Below are 13,343 nucleotides of genomic sequence, written 5' to 3' on the forward strand. Positions count from 1 at the left end.
GAGTAATGGTCCAGACCGGTTATGAGAGCGCTTCCATGGTCAGTCGCCGATGCGATCGCTGTCAATACCGGGCGCGACGACGCCGCGCCCGAACGGGCAACCCGGTGGGGGTGCGGGACCTCAGTCGGTCAGCGCCGGGAGGAGCTTCGCCGTGATCTCCCCCAGGCGCGCGACGTCGTCCTCGGTCAGGTGGTCGAAGACGAGCCTGCGGACCTCGGCGAGGTGGCCGGGCGCGGCCTCGCGCAGGAACTCGTGGCCCTCGGCGGTGAGACCCGCGACCAGACCGCGCTTGTCCGTGGCGCAGGCGCGGCGCCGCACCCAGCCGCGTTCCTCCAATGCGGACACCGCGTGCGAGAGCCTCGTCGTCGTGGTGCCCGTCTTGCGGGCGAGCTGCGTCATGCGCATGCTGCCGTCGTCCTCGGCGCTGAGCATCGCGAGGATCCGGTAGTGGGCGTGCGTGAGGCCGGCGTCGTCGCGGAGCTGCCTGTCCAGCGCGGTGGGCAGCAACATCATGAACTGCGTGATGGTCAGCCAGGTGGACATCTCGGCGGCGGTCAGCCACCGCGGCTCCGCGGCGGCGGGTCGAACGTCGGTCACGGCGCCATTCTCCCCTCCCGCGGGCCGGACGGACAGCGGAAGCGCGCTCACGCCTGGACGGTGAGCAGCAGGGCGTCGAGCGGCAGGCGCACCCGCGCCGCGGTTTCGCGCTCGGCGAGGCTTTCGGCGAGACGCGTCGGTTCGTCGCGCAGGCCGACGGCGACGACCACGAGTGGCGTCACGTCGCCCGGGAGCACGGACGTGAGCCCGTCGCGGTCGAACCCGCCCATCTGGTGCACCGCAAGGCCTTCCGCCTGCGCCTGCACGGACAGGTGGGCCACGGCCTGGCCCGCGTCGTAGACGGCCCACGGCTGTGCGGCACCGTCGGTGCCCGTCGTCCTGGCCGCGACGACGACCAGTGCGGACGCGTCACGCGCCCAGACCTGGTTGCCGCCGGCCAGGGTGCCGAGCACCGCACCGTGCTCCGCGGTGCCGCGGCGGGCCACGGCGAACCGCCACGGCTGCGTGTTCGAGGCGCTCGGCGCCCACCGGGCCGCCTCCAGCAACGCCGTCAGCTGGTCGTCGCCGAGCTCGTGGGCGGGGTCGAACGCGCGGGAGCTCCACCGCGCCGACAGCAACGGGTGCACCGGCACGTCGGTGGCGGCGTTCTTCTTCTCTGCGGAGTCGAGCAGCATTTCGGTCCTCTGTGGAGTCACGCCGGGAGGGCGAGGGTGTGGTGGGTGTGCGAGACCTTCGCGGACAGGTAGGCGGCGTTCGCCTCGGTGAGGTGCACCCCGGTCGGAACGCGGCCGACGACCTGGATGCCGAGCGCGTCGAGCTGCAGCGCCTTGTCGGGGTTGTTGCTGAGCAGGCGGATCCGGTCCGCTCCCAGCGCCCGCAGCATCTGCGCGGCGGCCGAGTAGTCGCGCTCGTCCTCCCCGCGGCCGAGCGCGAGATTCGCCTCGTAGGTGTCGAGGCCCGCGTCCTGCAGGGCGTAGGCGTCGAGCTTGGCGTACAGCCCGATGCCCCGGCCCTCCTGGCGCAGGTACAGCAGGAAGCCGCCCTCGGCGGCGATGCGCTCGACCGCCTCGCGGAGCTGCGGCCCGCAGTCGCAGCGCTCGGAGCCGAACACGTCGCCGGTGAGGCACTCGCTGTGCGGGCGCACGAGCGGCGCACCGTCGCCGGCGAGCGCGGCCCGCCACTCCCCCAGCGCGAGCGCGAGGTGCTCGCGGCCGTCCGCGAGCCCGGTGAAGGTGAAGACCTCCGCCGTGGTGGCGTACCCGTCCGGGAACCGCAGGGGCACCGTCACCCGCGTGCGGACCTCCGCCGGCCTGATCGCCGTGTCCATCCCAGGCCTCCAGCTTGTTGAGATTTCACATATCACTGTCCACCTTTCATATTGAAACTTCAACAAGCCTGGCCGTGCGCTGCGTCACTCAAGATCACTTCAACTGGTTGTGCAGCCGGAGCCGAACGTGGGCACTCTGGACGGGGACACGGCGAGGTGCGAGGAGAGGACGGTCGGTGGGACGCTCTGACGACAGCGGGTCCAGAGAGGACCGTCCCGGGCTCACCGACGTGTTCGCCGAGGGCGGGGAGATCGGGCCCGACCTGGCCGCCGTGGACTGGGCGGCCACCCCGCTCGGACCGCCGGACGGCTGGCCGCAGAGCCTGCAGACCGCCGTGAGCATCCTGCTGTCGTCCCGCTTCTCCATGTGGATGGCGTGGGGACCGGAGCTGACCTTCTTCTGCAACGACGCCTATCGGCTCAACACGCTCGCCCGCAAGTACCCCTGGGCGCTCGGCCGGCCCGCCGAACAGGTGTGGGCGGAGATCTGGGACGACATCGGGCCGAGGGTCGACACCGTGCTCACCACCGGACGGGCGACCTGGGACGAGGCCCTGCTGCTGTTCGTCGAACGCTCCGGTTACAGCGAGGAGAGCTACCACACGTTCTCCTACAGCCCGCTGCGCGACGAGAGCGGCGCGGTGGCGGGGATGTTGTGCGTGGTCAGCGAGGAGACCGAACGCGTCATCGGCGAACGGCGGATGGCGACGTTGCGCGACCTCGGCTCCGACCCCAGCGTGGCGCGCGAGGAGCAGGAGGTCCTGTCCTACGCCTGCGCCCAGCTCGACGGCAACCAGCGGGACCTCCCGTTCACCCTCACCTACCTCTTCGACGACGGGCACGCGCGCCTGGCCTGCGCCACCGGGACCATGGCGGAGCACCCCGCTGCTCCCCCGCTCATCCCGCTCGCGGACGAGTCGCTGTGGCCGGTCGCGGCGGCGCGGCGGGGCGAGTCCTCCGTGGTCGACCTGGAGGGGATCACCGGACTGCCGGGCGGGGCCTGGGAACGGCCGCCCACCAGCGCTCTCGTGGTGCCGTTGCAGCGGCCGGGCGGCGTGCCGCACGGCTTCCTGGTGGCGGGCCTGAACCGGCACCGCCCGCTCGACGACGGCTACCGCGGTTTCGTCGAACTGGTCGCGGGCCACCTCGCCGCCGGCGTGGCGGGGGCGCGGGACTTCCGCGCCCAGCAACGACGTGCGGAGGAGCTCGCCGAGCTCGACCGCGCCAAGACCGCGTTCTTCTCCAACATCAGCCACGAGTTCCGGACCCCGCTGACGCTCATCATGGGCCCGGTGCAGGACCTGCGGGACCGGCTCTCCCAGGGCGACCCGCAGGCGGGCCAGGAGCTCGAGGTCATCCACCGCAACGGGTTGCGGCTCGGCAAGCTCGTCAACACGCTGCTCGACTTCTCCCGGCTCGAGGCGGGCCGCATGCAGGCGGTGTTCCAACCCGTCGACCTCGCCGCGGCCACCGCCGAGCTCGCCAGCGTGTTCCGCTCGGCCGTCGAGAGGGCGGGACTGGACTTCGAGATCGACTGCCCGCCCCTGCCCCGGCCGGTGCACGTCGACCTCGGCCTGTGGGAGAAGGTCGTGCTCAACCTGCTGAGCAACGCCCTCAAGTTCACGATCGACGGTTCGGTGCGCGTGTCCGTCCGGGAGGCGGGCGGCAAGGCGGTCGTGACGGTCGCCGACACCGGGGTCGGGGTGGCGCCCAACGAGATCAGCCGGCTGTTCGAGCGCTTCCACCGCATCGAGCACACCTGGTCGCGGTCGCAGGAGGGCAGCGGCATCGGGCTCGCGCTCGTGCAGGAGCTCGTGCACCTGCACGGCGGCACCATCCGCGCCGACAGCACCGTGGACGAGGGCACCACCTTCACCGTCGAGCTGCCGTTCGGCACCGAGCACCTGCCCGCCGGGACGCTGTCGCAGGAGACCGGCCTCACGGCGGTGTCCGACATCTCCACGCCGTACGTGCAGGAGGCACTGCGCTGGCTGCCGGACGCGAGTGCCGCCGCCGAGGACCTGCTGCCGGGCACCGCCGCGGCCACCGCGCCGGAGGTCCCGGCCACGGTGCTGGTGGCCGACGACAACGCGGACATGAGGGAGTACCTGACCCGGTTGCTGCTCAGGGCGGGGTACGACGTGCGCGCCGTCAACGACGGCGTGGCCGCGCTGGAGTCGGCTCGTGCCCACCCGCCGGACCTCGTCGTCAGCGACGTGATGATGCCGCGGATGGACGGCCTGTCGCTGGTCACCGCCCTGCGTGCCGACCAGCGCACGATGGCGGTCCCGGTGCTGCTGCTGTCCGCCCGCGCGGGGCAGGAGGCCTCGGGCGAAGGCCTGCGGGCGGGCGCGGACGACTACCTCGTCAAGCCGTTCGCGGCGGCCGACCTGCTCGCGAGGGTGCGGGCGAACGTCGACCTGGCCCGGTTGCGCGGACGGCACGCCCGCTGGCGCGACGCGTTGATCGACTCGCTGCAGGAGGCGTTCTTCGTCTGCGACGAGGACGGCGCCGTCGTGGAGGTCAACGCGGCGTTCACCGAGATCCTCGGCTACGGGCCGGAGGGCCTGCCGTACGCCGTGCCGCACCCGTGGTGGCCCGACGAGCGCACGGACGCGGAGGCGCGCAGGCAGTTCGCGGAGGCGCTCGAGGCGAAGGCGGGCCGCGACCAGCGCGGGCGGACCCTGCCCGTCACCCACCGCGACGGCAGGCGGGTGTGGATCAGCGCCCTCATGAACCCCGCCCGCGACCCCGACACCGGCCGGACGGTGACCGTCGGCACGTTCCGCGACGCCACCGCGGAACACCACGTCCGCAGGCGAGAGACCGCGCTGGCCGAGATGAGCATGCGGCTGTCCCGCGCGACCAGCGCCGCCGACGCGCTGACCGGTGCGCTGGAGCAGCTCCAGGCCCTGTGGCGGATCGAGCAGGTCCTGGCCGTCGTCTTCGGCAGGGACTCGGCTCCCCGCGTCAGCGGCGCCGATCTCGGCTGGGCCGACCTGCCCGGGCCACAACGCGACATCCTCGCCGCGCTGACCGAGCACTCGGCGCTGATGCCGGTGTTCACCGGGGACGGCAGCATCGCCGTCACCGTCGAGCACCCGGACGGGCCGATGGTGCTCCTGCTGCGCCTGGACCCCGGCCACCAGTTCACGGAGCAGGACGAACTGCTGCTCTCGCTGCTCGCGGGTCACCTCACGCAGGGCCTGGCCCGCGCCCGCCAGATCGACCAGCAACGGGAGACGGCGCTCGCGTTGCAGCGCGCGATCCTCGGCCCGTCGCACCTGCCCGGCGGATTCGCCGTGCGCTACGAACCGGCCGCACGCCCGTTGGAGGTCGGCGGCGACTGGTACGACACCTTCGCCCTGCCGGACGGGCGGATCGGCATCGTCGTCGGGGACTGCGTGGGTCGCGGGCTCTCCGCCGCCGCGGTGATGGGCCAGCTGCGCAGCGCGTGCCGGGCCCTGCTCCTGCAGGAGATCGGACCGGCCCGCGCGCTGATGGCCCTCGACCAGTTCGCGGCTGGTGTGCCCGGTGCCCTGTGCACCACGGTGTTCTGCGGCGTCCTCGACCCCGACACCGGACACCTCGTCTACTCGAGCGCCGGGCACCCGCCCGCGATCCTCGCGCTGGTGGACGGCACCACCGAACTGCTCGAAGGCGGACGCTCCATCCCACTGGCGGTGAAGCTCGACGTGTTGCGCACGGAGGCGGAGTGCGTGCTGCCGCCCCGGTCCACGTTGCTCACCTACACCGACGGGCTCGTCGAACGCCGCAGCAGCTCGCTGAACGAGGGCATCGACAAGGCCGCGCACGCCGTCCAGGAGGGCCGCGTGAACGGCCTGGAGGACCTGGCCGGCCAGATCATGGCGGCCCTCGCCCCGTCAGGTGGCTACGACGACGACGTCGCCCTGCTGCTGTACCGGCACCCCGCGCCGCTGGAGGTCACGTTCCCGGCGGAACCCGGCGAGCTGCAGAGCGCCCGCGGCAAGCTGCGGACGTGGCTGCGCCAGTGCGGCTTCTCCACCGGCCACGCCCAGCGCGTCCTCGTCGCCGTCGGCGAGGCGTCCGCGAACGCCATCGAGCACGCGTACCGGGACGCGGCGCGTCAGGCCGTCCAGCTGCGCCTGGAGACCGTCGGCGACAGCGACCTGCACGTGACCGTGGTGGACACCGGCACGTGGAAGACGCCGAACTCCCCGCCGGACGCGAGTCGCGGCCGCGGTACGACGATCATGCACACCATGATGGACGAAGTCGCCATCCTCCCCGACCCGACCGGCACCACCGTGACGATGCAGGTGAAGATTCCCCATGACGCCACTGACCCTGACCACCACCACCGACCCGCAGGGCAGGCCCGTCCTCAAGGTGGCGGGTGAGATCGACCTGAGCAACACCGAGTCCTTCGAGAAGGCCCTCGCGGGCACGAAGGGACCTGTCGTCATCGACCTCACCGAGGTGCACTACATCGACAGCGCCGGCATGAGCGTGCTGTTCGCGCACGCCGAGCGCGTCGAGGTGGTCGCGACGTCGCTGCTCACGCCGTTGCTGGAGATGTCAGGGCTCACGTCCATGGCCACCGTTCGCGGTGTGGACCGCTAGGTCGCCGAGTGCCGCCGCCGTGAGTTCGACGATCTTCTCCTGGGCGTCGTCGCGGGAGGCGGACGGCACACCGTCCCCCGGCTGGTCGCCGTAGTCGCCGAAGAACGCGTGCACGGCCCCCGGCACCAGCTCGAACCGCGTGTCCGCCGGCAGCAGGCCCTTCGAGTCCTCGACGTCCTGCCGGGTCGTGAAGCCGTCCCGTTCGCCGCGGATCGACCACGCGCGGAGCCCGCCGCGGCCGGACAGGTCGTCGACCGGGTAGGACGCCCACAGCACCAGGCCCCGAACGGCCGGGTCAGCCGCGACGTCCCGTGCCGCCGCGACCCCGCCGAGGGAGTGCCCGCCGACCGCCCACACCGGCACCTCGGGGTGCTCGGCGCGCAGTGGTGCCGTGTCCCCGCTCAGCAGCGCGATGTTCAGCGGTTCCTTCACCACGACGACGAGGAACCCTTGCGCGGCAACGCGTCGCAGCAGCGGGAGGTACGCGCGGTAGTCGACCCTGGCGCCGGGGTGGAAGACGAGTCCCGCGCGCACCGGGCCGTCCGGCCTGAGCACCGTCGCGTCGTCACCGTCCTGAGTGGACGCGAACGGCTGGAGGTACAGCAGCGGGGCGACGAGGACGACGGTGAGTGCCAGGGCCGGCCACGGCGGGACCCGTCGCCAGACGGCCGCGGCCGTGCCGATGACGGCGACCGCGGCCAGCAGGAGCAGGTGGGCCGGGTGACCGGCGGTGAGCGGTCCCCAGGCGGTGGCGAGGAGGACCAGCGGGACGCCGACGCTGGCGACGGCGGCCAGACGACGGGTCCAGGTGGCGACAGGCGACCGGCTGGGCGAGGTGCCGGAGGACTGCCGGCGAGGCGAACGGCCGAGTGGCCACCGACGTGACCGGTTCACGACCCCACCGGGAGCTTCCGCACGCACCGCACGACCCGGCCGATCCACAAAACGTTCAGCATGCTGATCATTATGCGCGTGCCCGGCGCGACCGGCACGATGGCGTCACGTTCCGAAGAGGACGGTCAGACCCCGCGCGTCCGGGCGAAGTTCGCCGGCGTCGTGCCGTACCAGCGGCGGAACGCGTGGATGAAGCTCGCGGCCTCCGCGAACCCGAGCTCGGCCGCCGCCTGGTCCACCGACGCTCCCCCACGAGCGAGCAGCACGGCGGCGCGTTCGGACCTGACCTCGTCGAGCAACGCCTGATAGCTGGTGCCGGACTCGCTCAACCGGCGGCGCAGCGTGCGCGAGCTGAGGCCGAGGGCGCGGGCCACGACCGGCATCGTCTCCTCGAAGCGCGCGGACCGTTCGAGCAGGCGGCGCACCTCGTCCGCGACGCCCGGCTTCCGGCGGCGGCGCGCGGCGATGTCCTGGCACTGGAGCTCGCACAGCGCGGTCGCCTCCGGGCTCGCCAGCGGCAGCGCCCGTGCCAGCAGGGACGCGTCCACGACGGACCGGGTGCGGGACGCGGCGAACCGGGGGCCCACGCCGAAGACCTCCTCGTGCGCGCGGACGTCGGCCGGTGCGGCGTGGGCGAAGTCGACGGAGACCACCGGCACGTCGCCGCCGACCAGCTCACCGATCACCGTGTGGATGGCGGCGAGGTCCCGTTCGACGAGGAACGGCACCACGTCCGCGGGCAGGGCGCCGGGGTCGAGCGAGAGGACGAGCAGGTCGCCGTCCAGCACCGCGGTGGGCGCGGTGAAGGTGAAGCTGAGGTCCACGTAGCGCAACGCCACGTCGATCGCGTCCTGCATGGTGGCGGCACTGAGGAAGGCGTGGCCGAGCACGCCGAACGTGGTGGCGTGGTAGTGGCGGCCGGCGTCCACGCCCGCGTCGGGGAGGAGCGCGGCCAGGTTGCGCACGACGGCCAGCTCCTGACGGGCGTTGATCTCGGCCACCGGGTCGGCGAGCTGGTCTTCGGTGAGGCCGCTGCCCTCCAGGAGCACGTCCCGGGACAGTCCGCGTTCGGCGCCGAAGCGCAGCAGGAGTGCGACGCTCGCGATGCCGCGCGGGAAGTCCCAGTGCCGGGTCGCCGGTTCGGCCAACGTCCTCATGGCCGCGATTGTCAATCGCGCGGCCGCTGTTGTCCTGGTGCGAACGGGTGGTTCCTTCCTAGTTTCGATCTCGTGCCAGCAAATCCCGAAGTGATCGTCATCGGTGCCGGGTTCGGAGGTCTGGGCGTCGCGTTGTCCCTGCGCAGAGCCGGTTTCGACCGCTTCACCGTGCTCGAGCGCGCGGACGGCGTGGGCGGGGTGTGGAGGGAGAACACCTACCCCGGCGCCGCGTGCGACGTGCCGTCGTCGCTCTACTCGTACTCCTTCGCGCCGCACCACTCGTGGCCGCGCCGGTACTCGGCCCAGCCGGACATCCTCGCCTACCTGCGCCGCAGCGCCGAGGAGGTGCGGGACCGGATCAGGTTCGGCGCGACGGTCGTCGCCGCGTCGTTCGACGGTGGCCGGTGGCGGGTCGAGCTGGCCGGTGGCGAGGTCCTGGAGACCGACGTGCTGGTGTCGGCGGTCGGGCAGCTGAACCGGCCGTCGGTCCCGGCCCTTCCCGGTCTGGACGGCTTCGAGGGACCGGTGTTCCACAGCGCCCGCTGGCGGCACGACGTCGACCTCGACGGCAAGCGGGTCGCGGTGGTGGGCACGGGTGCGAGCGCGGTGCAGTTCGTGCCGCGGATCCAGCCGCTGGCCGGCCACCTCACCGTGTTCCAGCGGTCCGCGCCGCACGTGTTGCCGAAACCCGACGCGCGGCTGCGCGGCCGTGCGCACCCCTGGACCGCACGGGCGGCCCGCGGCGGGGTGTGGCTCGCCGGCGAGGCGCTGACCGGGCTCCTCACGGCGGGACGGTTCTCGCGCGGCCTGGTCGCGGGTGTCGCGGCGGCCCACCGGCGGCTCCGGGTGCGCGACCGCGACCTGCGCGAACGGCTGCGGCCGCGGGAGCAGGCCGGGTGCAAGCGGGTGCTGTTCAGCAACGACTGGTACCCGGCGCTCGCCGCGCCGAACGTCGACGTCGTGACCGAGACGATCACCGGGATCACCGCGCGGGGCGTGCGGACCGCCGACGGCCGCGAGCACGCCGCGGACGTGCTGATCTGGGGCACCGGTTTCGAGGTCGCCGACTTCCGGCTCCCGATGACCGTCACCGGTGTGGACGGCCGTGAGCTGGCCGACGTGTGGGCCGGTCGGCCACGGGCACACCTCGGCATGTCCGTGCCCGGCTTCCCCAGCTTCTTCCTCGTGTACGGCCCGAACACCAACCTCGGCGGCAACTCGATCGTCACGATGATCGAGGCGCAGTGCCGGTACGTCGTCGCCGCGGTGCGCCACCTCGCCGCGTCCGGCGCGAACGCCCTGGACGTGCGGCCCGACGTCGCCGAGGCGTTCGACGCGGAGATGCGCTCCCGCCTCGCGAACGGCGTGTGGAGCGGCTGCGGCTCCTGGTACCGCGCCGACGACGGGTCCGTCACGACCAACTGGCCCGGCAGCACCCGGGAGTACCTCCGCAGGACCGCGCGCCTGCGGGCCGAGGACCACGTGCTGACGCGCGACCTGACCTCGGAAGGGGTGTGAGACGTGGACTACGACGTGCTCGTCGTCGGGTCGGGGTTCGGCGGCGCGGTGACCGCCCTGCGGCTCACCGAGAAGGGGTACCGGGTGGGCGTGCTGGAGGCCGGGCGGCGGTTCGCCGACCACGAGCTGCCGCGCACGTCCTGGCAGTTGCGCGACTACCTGTTCGCGCCGGCCATCGGCTGCACCGGCATCCAGCGGATCACCCCGCTGCGGGACGTGATGGTCCTGAGCGGCGCGGGCGTCGGCGGCGGTTCGCTCGTGTACGCCAACACCCTCTACGAGCCGCCGGAGCCGTTCTTCCGCGACCGGCACTGGGGTCACATCACGGACTGGCGCGCGGAGCTCGCGCCGCACTACGACCAGGCGAGCCGCATGCTCGGAGTCGTGGAGAACCCGCTGCCCACCGAGGCCGACCGGCTGCTGCGCGAGGTGTCCGCCGAACTCGGCGTGGAGGCGACGTTCCGCCCCACCCGAGTCGGTGTCCACTTCGGACGCGACGGCGAGGACCCGTTCTTCGGCGGCGCCGGCCCGAAGCGCAACGGCTGCATCGCGTGCGGCGCGTGCATGACCGGCTGCCGGCACAACGCGAAGAACACGCTGCCGAAGAACTACCTCCACCTCGCCGAACAGGCGGGCACCGAGGTGTGGCCGCTGACGACGGTGACCGACGTGCGGCCGGGACGCGAGGGCGGCTACGCCGTGCGGACCCGGCGCACCGGCGGCCGCGCGGAACGCGTGTTCACCGCGGACCAGGTGGTGTTCGCCGCCGCGTCCCTGGGCACGCAGCGCTTGCTGCACCAGATCCGCGACAACGGCGGCCTGCCCGGCCTGTCCGACCGCCTCGGCACGTTGTGCCGCACCAACTCCGAGGCCGTGATCGCGGTCCGCTCGACCGACGGACGCGCCGACCACTCGCGCGGCATCGCGATCACGTCGTCGATCCACCCGGACGCGGACACGCACGTCGAGGTCGTCCGCTACGGCCGCGGCAGCAACCTCCTGGGCCTGCTCATGACCACGCTCGTCGACGGCGGCCCCTCCCGCACGCGCCGCGGCCTGGCCCAGTTGCGCTCCGAGATCCGCACCGCCCTGCGGCTGCACACGCCGCGCCGGTGGTCGGAGGAGACGATCGCGTTGCTGGTCATGCAGAGCCTGGACAACTCGCTCACCACCAGGACCAGGCGGGGCCGCCTGACGACGACCCAGGGCGAGGGCGAGCCCAACCCGACGTGGATCCCGGCGGGCCACGACGTGGCGAGGCGGATGGCCGCGCTGTCCGGCGGGGTGGCGCGGGGCGCGTGGACCGACATGGCGGACATCCCGCTGACCGGGCACCTCATCGGCGGGTGCGTGATCGGCGACTCCCCCGCCACCGGGGTGGTCGACCCGTACCACCGCGTGCACGGGCACCCCGGGCTGCACGTCGTGGACGGCTCCACGATCCCGGCCAACCTGGGGGTCAACCCGGCGCTGACGATCACGGCGCTGGCGGAGCGCGCGATGTCGTTGTGGCCGTGCAAGGGCGAGCCGGATCCCCGGCCGCCGCTCGGGTCGCGGTACGCGCGGGTGGCGGCGGTGGTGCCGCGGCGGCCCGCGGTGCCGGTCGGTGCGCCGGGAGCGCTGCGGCCTCCAGCGCCTCAGGAATCGACACCGCACAACGGAAAAGCACCAGCATCAACCCCGCCACGCACCCGGAAGGCCACCGATGCCCGCTGACTTCCCTCCCGAACCCTGGGACCTCCGCGGCCGGGGCTGGCTCACCGTCTGGACCGCGCCCCGCTCCGCCGTCCCCCCGCCACCACCGGGCGTGACCCCGCTGACCCTGTTCGGCAAGGTGGTCGTGGTGTCGGCGTTCGTCGACTACACCCCACCGGGCCTGCTCTCGTACCACGAACTGATGACCGCGGTCCTGGTGCGGCAAGGCCTCCGGCCGGGCCTCACCATCACCGACATCTGGGTCGACGACGAGACGTCCAAGCGAGGCGCGCGGGCCATGTGGGGCATCCCCAAGGAGATGGCGGACTTCACGTTCACCGCGAACCCGAACCTGACCGCTGCCATCAACGGCATCGCCGGTGCCGACGAGAACCCCCGCAACGCACCCGGACTGCCCGCGTTGCTCACCACCTCCGTCTGGCAGTCGCTGGGAGACAAGGCACACCGCACGAAGCTGCGCACGTCCGCCCGCGTCCGCCCCACCCGGCTGCGCTGGCGGACCACCCCCGACGGCGCGCTCGGCTGGCTCGCGAAGGCCCGGCCGCGCCTGCACCTCGCGGTCACGAACCTGCGCATGCGGTTCGGCTCGTCCTGACTTCGCGGCACCACCAGTGCCGCGGATCCACCCATCTCACGAGGAGTGGTACATGCGAGTTCTCCTTGCCGTGCTCACCCTGGCGGCCTCCGTCCTGGCCGCCCCCGGCGCGTTAGCCGCGCCACCGGACTACGGCCTGCCCGGCGCGTACCCGGTGGCGTACAGCGATGTCACCGCCGTCGCGGGCGGCAGGTCCGTGCCCGCCCGCGTCCACTACCCCGCCACGGCCGCCGGGGCGAACCAGCCGGTGGCGACCGGCAGGTTCCCCGCGATCGCGTTCGGCCACGGCTTCTTCCAGGCCACGTCGAAGTACACGAGCACCAGCAACCACCTGGCGTCGTGGGGCTTCGTCGTCGTGGTGCCGACCACGCAGGGCGGCCTCAGCCCGAACCACGGCACGTTCGCCGACGACCTCAACACCGGCCTGACCTGGCTGGTCGCCCAGGACACCACGACGGGCTCGCGGTTCCGCGACCACATCACCACCACGTCGCTCGGCGTCGCGGGCCACTCCATGGGCGGCGGCGCGGCGGTTCTCGCGGCCGCCCGCAACCCCCGGATCACCGCGGTGTCCACCTATGCGGCCGCGGAGACGACCCCGTCGGCCAAGGCGGCGGCCGCCACCCTCGCGGCGCCGGCCCAGTTCCTGGCCGGGTCGCAGGACACCATCACACCGGTCGCCGACCACCAGCGGCCGATGTTCGCCGCGAAACCGCCGCCGAGGCAGCTGCGCACCATCACCGGCGGGTTCCACTGCGGCTTCATGGACTCCTCAGGCCTGTTCTGCGACAACGGTTCCATCACCCGCACCGCCCAGCTCACCGCGGCGAAGCGGGTCATGACGTCGTGGTTCCGCCACCACCTCGGCAACGACCCGGCCGCGCGTGACTTCGTGTGGGGGCAGCCCGCCCGCACCGATCCGGCCGTCACGTTCGAGGGCACCGAGTAGCGCATGACGAGCGGCTGTCTCCTG

11 protein-coding genes are annotated in these 13,343 nt (G+C 72.9%); 6 read left to right on the forward strand and 5 right to left on the reverse strand.

The features are described 5' to 3' along the window. Positions 1–120 precede the first annotated feature (120 nt). From BMY74_RS19595 to BMY74_RS19605, 3 genes are read right to left on the reverse strand one after another with little or no spacing between them, the layout of a single operon-like run. Positions 121–597, reverse strand: a complete 477-nt coding sequence (locus BMY74_RS19595) for a MarR family winged helix-turn-helix transcriptional regulator (protein ID WP_218159675.1) — start codon at positions 595–597, stop codon at positions 121–123. Positions 598–644: 47 nt separating this feature from the next. Next, entirely contained in the window at positions 645–1,232 is a 588-nt protein-coding gene (locus tag BMY74_RS19600; RefSeq protein WP_089917974.1) for a nitroreductase family protein, read from the reverse strand. A gap of 17 nt (positions 1,233–1,249) precedes the next feature. Next, the gene (locus BMY74_RS19605; RefSeq protein WP_089917975.1) at positions 1,250–1,885 is read right to left on the reverse strand and encodes a GTP cyclohydrolase II; all 636 of its coding nucleotides are present in this window, start codon (positions 1,883–1,885) and stop codon (positions 1,250–1,252) included. 176 nt (positions 1,886–2,061) lie between these two features. On the opposite strand from BMY74_RS19605, the gene BMY74_RS19610 reads away from it, so the two are divergent. Next, entirely contained in the window at positions 2,062–6,267 is a 4,206-nt protein-coding gene (locus tag BMY74_RS19610) for a SpoIIE family protein phosphatase (RefSeq protein ID WP_245786244.1), read from the forward strand. Beyond that, the gene (locus BMY74_RS19615; RefSeq protein WP_089917977.1) at positions 6,200–6,490 is read left to right on the forward strand and encodes an STAS domain-containing protein; all 291 of its coding nucleotides are present in this window, start codon (positions 6,200–6,202) and stop codon (positions 6,488–6,490) included. The genes BMY74_RS19610 and BMY74_RS19615 overlap by 68 nt, the downstream gene beginning before the upstream one ends. Here the strand turns inward: BMY74_RS19615 and BMY74_RS19620 are convergent. Then, the gene (locus BMY74_RS19620; protein WP_143091628.1) at positions 6,446–7,384 is read right to left on the reverse strand and encodes an alpha/beta hydrolase; all 939 of its coding nucleotides are present in this window, start codon (positions 7,382–7,384) and stop codon (positions 6,446–6,448) included. The two genes, BMY74_RS19615 and BMY74_RS19620, sit on opposite strands and share 45 nt — an antisense overlap. Positions 7,385–7,509: 125 nt before the next feature. Further along, positions 7,510–8,541: an AraC family transcriptional regulator gene (locus BMY74_RS19625; RefSeq protein WP_089917979.1), complete on the reverse strand. Its 1,032-nt coding sequence runs from the start codon at positions 8,539–8,541 to the stop codon at positions 7,510–7,512. A 72-nt stretch (positions 8,542–8,613) separates the two neighbouring features. Between BMY74_RS19625 and BMY74_RS19630 the strand changes: the two genes are divergently transcribed. The 4 genes from BMY74_RS19630 to BMY74_RS19645 are packed head-to-tail and all read left to right on the forward strand — an operon-like array spanning position 8,614 to position 13,319. Continuing rightward, the gene (locus tag BMY74_RS19630) at positions 8,614–10,059 is read left to right on the forward strand and encodes a flavin-containing monooxygenase (protein WP_089917980.1); all 1,446 of its coding nucleotides are present in this window, start codon (positions 8,614–8,616) and stop codon (positions 10,057–10,059) included. Between the two features lie 3 nt (positions 10,060–10,062). Further along, positions 10,063–11,775: an FAD-dependent oxidoreductase gene (locus BMY74_RS19635; RefSeq protein WP_089917981.1), complete on the forward strand. Its 1,713-nt coding sequence runs from the start codon at positions 10,063–10,065 to the stop codon at positions 11,773–11,775. Beyond that, positions 11,765–12,370: an acetoacetate decarboxylase family protein gene (locus BMY74_RS19640; RefSeq protein WP_089917982.1), complete on the forward strand. Its 606-nt coding sequence runs from the start codon at positions 11,765–11,767 to the stop codon at positions 12,368–12,370. Before BMY74_RS19635 ends, BMY74_RS19640 begins: the two co-directional genes overlap by 11 nt. A 52-nt stretch (positions 12,371–12,422) precedes the next feature. Further along, on the forward strand, positions 12,423–13,319 hold the full coding sequence (locus tag BMY74_RS19645; protein WP_089917983.1) for an alpha/beta hydrolase family protein: 897 nt from the start codon (positions 12,423–12,425) through the stop codon (positions 13,317–13,319). The last annotated feature ends 24 nt before the right edge of the window (positions 13,320–13,343 follow it).

This window comes from Lentzea albida (assembly GCF_900111005.1).
Lineage (GTDB): Bacteria > Actinomycetota > Actinomycetes > Mycobacteriales > Pseudonocardiaceae > Lentzea > Lentzea albida.

Coding starts and splice junctions, on each gene's coding strand:
- BMY74_RS19625 (WP_089917979.1), bottom strand. CDS start 8,541: ATGAGGACGTTGGCCGAACCGGCGACCCGGCACTGGGACTTCCCGCGC.
- BMY74_RS19615 (WP_089917977.1), top strand. CDS start 6,200: ATGACGCCACTGACCCTGACCACCACCACCGACCCGCAGGGCAGGCCC.
- BMY74_RS19640 (WP_089917982.1), top strand. CDS start 11,765: ATGCCCGCTGACTTCCCTCCCGAACCCTGGGACCTCCGCGGCCGGGGC.
- BMY74_RS19600 (WP_089917974.1), bottom strand. CDS start 1,232: ATGCTGCTCGACTCCGCAGAGAAGAAGAACGCCGCCACCGACGTGCCG.
- BMY74_RS19645 (WP_089917983.1), top strand. CDS start 12,423: ATGCGAGTTCTCCTTGCCGTGCTCACCCTGGCGGCCTCCGTCCTGGCC.
- BMY74_RS19605 (WP_089917975.1), bottom strand. CDS start 1,885: ATGGACACGGCGATCAGGCCGGCGGAGGTCCGCACGCGGGTGACGGTG.